This is a genomic window from Nevskia soli, from assembly GCF_903970205.1.
Lineage (GTDB): Bacteria > Acidobacteriota > Terriglobia > Bryobacterales > Bryobacteraceae > Bog-113.
Genome location: NZ_CAJCHS010000380.1, coordinates 23,879 through 29,878 on the forward strand (window position 1 = coordinate 23,879; position 6,000 = coordinate 29,878).

General features: G+C 57.5%; 4 protein-coding genes and 1 pseudogene. 1 reads left to right on the top strand and 4 read right to left on the bottom strand.

The annotated features are described in order from the left end of the window. Positions 1–60 precede the first annotated feature (60 nt). On the top strand, positions 61–2,154 hold the full coding sequence (locus H1Y01_RS16585; RefSeq protein WP_219341629.1) for a glycoside hydrolase family 3 C-terminal domain-containing protein: 2,094 nt from the start codon (positions 61–63) through the stop codon (positions 2,152–2,154). Here H1Y01_RS16585 and H1Y01_RS16590 read toward each other — a convergent pair. From H1Y01_RS16590 to H1Y01_RS16605, 4 genes and pseudogenes are all read right to left on the bottom strand, one after another. Then, positions 2,151–3,725: a DUF5597 domain-containing protein gene (locus tag H1Y01_RS16590; protein ID WP_180541621.1), complete on the bottom strand. Its 1,575-nt coding sequence runs from the start codon at positions 3,723–3,725 to the stop codon at positions 2,151–2,153. The genes H1Y01_RS16585 and H1Y01_RS16590 overlap by 4 nt on opposite strands. A 2-nt stretch (positions 3,726–3,727) precedes the next feature. Then, positions 3,728–5,239 (bottom strand): glycosyltransferase, encoded by a 1,512-nt coding sequence (locus tag H1Y01_RS16595; RefSeq protein WP_180541622.1) that lies wholly within the window; start codon positions 5,237–5,239, stop codon positions 3,728–3,730. 38 nt (positions 5,240–5,277) lie between these two features. Further along, positions 5,278–5,640 (bottom strand): hypothetical protein, encoded by a 363-nt coding sequence (locus tag H1Y01_RS16600; RefSeq protein ID WP_180541623.1) that lies wholly within the window; start codon positions 5,638–5,640, stop codon positions 5,278–5,280. A 27-nt stretch (positions 5,641–5,667) separates the two neighbouring features. Beyond that, positions 5,668–6,000 (bottom strand): annotated as a pseudogene (locus H1Y01_RS16605) (RNA polymerase subunit sigma-70); the annotation flags it as partial.

A 6,000-nucleotide genomic window follows, 5' to 3' on the forward strand; every position in this document is an offset into this window, starting at 1 on the left:
ACGGTTGTTTTGCTCTTCGAGTCGAGGACCCAGGTCCATGCACAGCAGACTTATCCGTTTATGGACCCGAATCTCGGGGTCGAGCAGCGGATCGACAACATCTTGAGTTTGATGACGCTGGATGAGAAAGTCGGCGCCCTGGGAACCAATCCGAGCGTGCCACGGCTGGGAATCAAGGGCAGCTCGCACGTGGAAGGGTTGCACGGATTGGCGCAAGGCGGTCCCGCCAAATGGGGCGGTAGAACTACCACAGTTACTACAACCCAGTTCCCGCAATCTGTCGGATTGGGCGAAACCTGGGATCCGGACCTGCTCCGCGAGGCAGCGGCGGTCGAAGCGGATGAGGCGCGCTATATATTCCAGAGTCCACAGTACAAGTCTCGTTCCGGGATTGTCGTGCGCGCTCCGAACTCAGACTTAGCTCGCGACCCGCGATGGGGACGCACCGAAGAGTCCTATGGCGAAGACCCGTATCTTACCGGAACGTTGGCGGTCGCGTTTGTCAAAGGACTGCAAGGCCCGAACCCGAAGTATTGGGAAACGGCGGCGCTACTCAAGCATTTCATGGCGAACAGCAATGAGAATGGGCGCGGCGGATCGTCATCGGACTTCGATCAGCGGCTACTCCGTGAATACTACTCGGTGCCGTTTCGCATGGGCATCGAAGAGGGCGGCGCGCGTGCATTTATGACTTCTTATAACGCCGTCAACCATGTACCCATGACCGCTTCCCCCGTGCTCAAGCAGATGGTGATGAAAGAGTGGGGTTTCGACGGGATTATCTGCACGGATGCCGGGGCCTTGACGAACATGGTTACCCAGCATCACTACTATCCGGACATCGATCAGGCGGTCGCGGGCGCGATTCACGCGGGAATCAATCAGTTTCTTGATCGATACAAAGACGGCGTGAATAGCGCGCTGAAGAAGGGTCTGATCACCGAGAAAGATATCGATCAGAATCTGCGCGGGGTGTACCGGGTCATGATTCACTTAGGCCTGCTGGATCCGCCGGCACAGGTTCCCTACGAAAGCATTATGGCTAAGGAAGGCCAGCCGGAGCCATGGAACACGGATGCTCACCGCGATGTCGCGCGGCGGATTACAGAAAAGTCCATCGTTCTGTTGAAGAACACGGACCACCTGCTGCCGCTCGATAAGTCGGCCATCCATTCGGTTGCAGTAATCGGGCCGCGTGCGGATGAAGTCTTTCTGGATTGGTATAGCGGGACTCCGCCTAATCCAGTAACTCCTCTGGCCGGAATCAAGAAGCTGCTTGGCGATGGAGTCACTGTAAACTATGCTTTGAATAACGATGACGGAAAGGCTGTGGCGGCGGCGCGCGGTTCCGATGTAGCGATTGTGTTTGTCGGAAACCATCCGACATGCAACGCCGGTTGGGAGAAGTGTCCCGATCCGGGCGAAGGTAAAGAAGCGGTCGACCGGAAGAGTCTTACTCTCGACCCGTTGGAGCAGAAGGTAATGGAGGACGTACTTGCCGCTAATCCAAAGACTATCGGCGTTTTGATTTCCAGTTTCCCGTACGCGGTTACGTGGATGAAGCAGAGTCTGCCCGCCATTCTGCACATGGCGCATGACAGCGAGGAAGAAGGAACTGCGATTGCCGAGGCGCTCTTCGGCGTGGTGAATCCGGGTGGACGGCTGGTTGCAACATGGCCGAGTTCCATGGATCAATTGCCGCCGATGATGGATTACAACCTGCGGGATGGCCGCACTTACATGTACTTCAAAGGCGAGCCGCTCTTCCCATTCGGCTTCGGCTTGAGTTACTCGACGTTTCAGTACTCGAATCTGAAGGTGAGTTCGGGGAAGATGAGACCAGACGGGACGATAACCGTGAGTGTCGATGTGCGGAATACAAGTAATCGGGCCGGCGATGAGGTGGTCCAGATGTATGTAAAGCATCTGGACTCTAAGGTGAGCCGCCCCAATGAAGAGTTAAAGGGATTCCGTCGCATTACGTTGGCTGGCGGCGAAATGACAAAGGTGGAACTGCCGCTGCGTGCTCACGATCTGGCTTATTGGGATGAAACACGCAACGCGTGGACAGTTGAGGCGGATCGGGTGCGCGTGGCAGTCGGGAGTTCCTCGGCGGATTTGAAGGCGGATAAGACGATCCAGGTTGCTCGCTAGTAAGTCGCCAGGCTAACTTGCAGTACCTGAGGCGCGGAGGAGAAGTTCAGCCCGTAGTCGGTCTGATCGCCGTTCAGGATGCGCATTTGGATGAATTTGCCATCCTGATACGTTCCTTGTGCAACCTTGAGGAACTGGCGTTTCTTGGTCGAGGCCGGGTCAGAGACGGCAAAGTCGATGCGGCAATGTAATCCCGTGACGAGGAACTCGTTGGGGCCAAGCTGCGCGATCAGGGCGCGGCCGATAGGTTCCGGGTTCCCAACGGGCGCTTTTCCGTATCCGAAGGTTGGCAGGCCGTAGGAGACGGTGGCTTTCCACGGGCCGAAGGGAAGCGACTCCGATGGTTTGCCTTTCTCTTCTACCACGGCCTGCAACTTACCTTCGAAGTTGAGGCGGGCGATCTCGCGCTGCATGGGCCCGACCAACTCATAGTTGATCGCGAATGCATCGATGACGTTCTCGTTCTTGCCCGCTGTGAAATCGAGGCCGAACGGCGAAAATCCGATCCCCTCGTGACCTAACACGGCGAAGAAGTACCTTGCGTACTCGGGGCTGCCGGCGATTTCAGGGACGAACAGCGGATTATCCGGACGATGGTAGAGATCGAGCACCTTTAGTACCTTCTCGGTTTCGCCGATGTAGATATCGGGAGCAAGCAGGTCGAGACCCGGCGCTGCTACTTTCCAGATGTCGAGAACGTTGTCGGTCGGACCTCCGCTTTCATATCGCGGCGGACGGCCGGGATTGACGGGATCGCGAAGCGCGGCATTCGTGTAGAGCGGTAATGGATAGATGGCTTTACCCGCAGCCGCGACCTGACCCACATAGTGGGCGACGGACCAGGCGTGAAAGATTTCGTCCGCGTCGTCACCGAATACTTGTGACCACGTACCCGCGCTCTTATGCAGCGCCGTAACTAACTCGCGCGGAGCCGCGCCATCAAATAGCTTTTGCGCGGCAGGAGAGTAGTCGCGAACAGCGCCCCAGGTTCCGGTCTCGTTTTCGACTTGAACCATGAGGACGGTGCGCTGCGGGTCGGCTTCCTTGAGATGACGCATGAACGCAGTGAATGCGCGCGTGTCGGCTTGCAGCGTGGCTTCGGAGCAGGGCGATGGAGAGTCGACCGGCTGACCTTTAGCGTCCAGGATATGCGGATACTTATCGGGTTGAAGCTTCATCCACTCGGGCATATAGTGGCTGCTGCCGTTCTTCCATGTACCGAACCAGAGCAGTATCAGGTGTAAGTTGTGCTCACGCGCGCCGCTAAGTAGCGTGTCGACTACCGACGAATCAAAGTGCCCTTCCGCCGGCTCGAACTGTTCCCAATAGACCGGCATCTCCACGGTGTTCACGTGCAAAGCTTCCATGGCCGGCCAGACCTGCGGCAACATCGCCGGCCATGCGCTCGAATTATTGACCTGGGCGCCGAGGATGAGAAACGGGGCGCCATCGACGAAGAGCGCGTACCGTCCGTCTCTGTGGACGATCTTCGGAAGCGTCGGATCGGTTTGCTGCGCTTGAAGCAAGAAGCCGGCGGCCAACACAAGTGGATAGAGTTTCGATAGGTACATTGTCATTTCATCTTCGATCGAATCGCGGCGTCAAACATCTTATAACGATCGGTCCACGAGTTGGACGACGCGAAGGCGGCGCGCTGTTCTCGCTTGGATGGCGAGTCTTCGGCGAGAGCGCGATCAATCTGGCCGGCGAATTCGCTCGCAGTGGCTCCTATATAAGCATAGGGAGGTCCAAGCGCGGACACTTCGGCAAGCGGAGTCGAGACAGTCGGCTTGCCGGCGGCAAGATACTCGTACATCTTCACCGGATTGGTTGCTTCCGTTACCCGGTTGACGACAAACGGAATCGTGCAGACATCGAAGCCGGCGAGAAACGAAGGCACTTCAGCGAACGGCTTGTGACCGAGCAGATGAATGTTGCTGAATCGTCGCAAGCGCTCCACCGCCGGTCCACTTACATGCCGTTCCCGTTCAAAAGCGCCGACGACCACAAACGAATACTGCGGACGCGCGCGCGCCAAGGCTTCGAGTAAGTCAAAATCGAACCAATCGGCGATCGCGCCCGCGTACCCGACTACGGGCCTTTTGTACGATGCATCACCCGCCGTCGCTTCACGGAATAAGTCGAAGTCAACCCCGTTGGGGATGCGAAGCGGATCGAATTGCGCTGCCCGAAACTCATTTTCGAGGGCGCGCGCCGTCACGATGAGTAAGTCGGCTTCGCGAAGTAGCAAAGGTTGTTCCGTCCGTGCGAAGTCGCCGACGCGCGGGAACGTTTGCCATTCGTCCATGCAGTCGAACGCCAGAAGAGAGCCGAAGCGCTTGCGCAACTCCAGTCCGATTTGACGCCAGAACGGAAACTGCACGAGCACGCAACTCCGTTGAAGATTATTCCGGCGGAGGCAATCGGAAACACAGTTCGCAAGTCCGGTCACTTGTTCGGCAGACATCACTTCCGTGTAGATATCCGGGATAACTTCTCGCAGGCGTACTTCCCATAAGTTGGCGCAGAGCGGAGTTATCTCGAACGAGTGCGGCGAATCGGAGTCGAGAAAGGTGTTAGGACTGATCCAAAACACGCGATGCCCGTACGAAGCGAACTGCACGGCCAGATGTTGGGGGCGTTGGAACCGGTAGTTGAAACCGAATACGGGAAGGATGACTAAATCGTATGGGGCCAAGTCGCCGGTGCGGATCGCGCGCTGGTTGGGAGAGTCGCTGAAATATGGCGAAGCGAGCGGCTTCGGCAGAAAAGCCTCGATCTTAGGCGGGACAAGATCGTATTTGGCCAGAGTAGGTATACCTTTGAACGGAGCCGTGCCAAAGAAGCGGAGTAGTTCGCGCCGTCCGGCCCAACCTTCCAGAAACGAGTGCGAGTACAGTTTGCGCGCGAGCAGGAATAGCTGCCATGATCGCCGGTTTCGGAAACCGGTGAGCGCGTCTTCGAATTGCCGCTGCGATGCGTCGAGTTCGTCGACCGCCTGGCGGCGAGCGTCCTCTATCTCATGAAGGCGGACAGCGTAGCGCAGATTGTAAGCGGCCGCGTTGCGGTCGGGGTCGGGCTGCAAATCTGACGATACCGCGTTCAGGTCCGCCCCTCAATCATCTAACCCTTCGCCGTGCGCTTCGGTTTCAACGAGCTTACATATTCATAGGAGGCCTCGAAATATTTCTTCAGTTCGCGCGTCGAGGCAAGCACTGAATCCGGAACCTCGACATACTCTTTCTGAACGACTCCGTATGCTTCGCATAGCCTGGCTTTGTATTTCTTGAGAAACTCTTCGCGCTTCCCGGCCGGAAGCCGCAGCGCCAACTTGCCGTCCTTAGTTAGATAGCTGAACATATTACCGTTTACCGACGTGTAAGGCATCGTAGCGCCCTTCCTCTCCACACTCGGGTTGGTAGCCACCAACTTATCGTGCAGTTCGACTTTGTCCGCAGGGGCGGCTGCGGTCGCCGCTTTGGCCATATCTAGGTCCTCCTTGCAGCCGATAGTCTATCTAATACCGGATTGACGCCGCTGCAGAAATCGCCGGACCGCCGGATCGCGTTCCAGACCGATCGCCATCTGATAAGCCGCGCGCGCCTCGTCATGTGCACCTGATTTCGCCAGTAACTCGGCTCGGGCAGCCCAGTACGGCTGATAGTCGGCGACCCGCGGATCGTCGGCAACCTGCCGCATCGCATCAAGAGCGGCCTGAGCGCCGTCGATCTCAGCAATTGCCAGCGCGCGGTTGATCGCGACCACCGGCGACGCAGTCATGGTTAGTAATGCGTCGTAGATCTGCACAACTTCTCTCCAGTTGGCGCGGCCCGAGCGGCAGCGATG

What these genes read in the sequence shown, in the direction of transcription:
- H1Y01_RS16585 (WP_219341629.1), top strand. Translation starts at nt 61, where the DNA reads ATGGACCCGAATCTCGGGGTCGAGCAGCGGATCGACAACATCTTGAGT.
- H1Y01_RS16590 (WP_180541621.1), bottom strand. Translation starts at nt 3,725, where the DNA reads ATGTACCTATCGAAACTCTATCCACTTGTGTTGGCCGCCGGCTTCTTG.
- H1Y01_RS16600 (WP_180541623.1), bottom strand. Translation starts at nt 5,640, where the DNA reads ATGGCCAAAGCGGCGACCGCAGCCGCCCCTGCGGACAAAGTCGAACTG.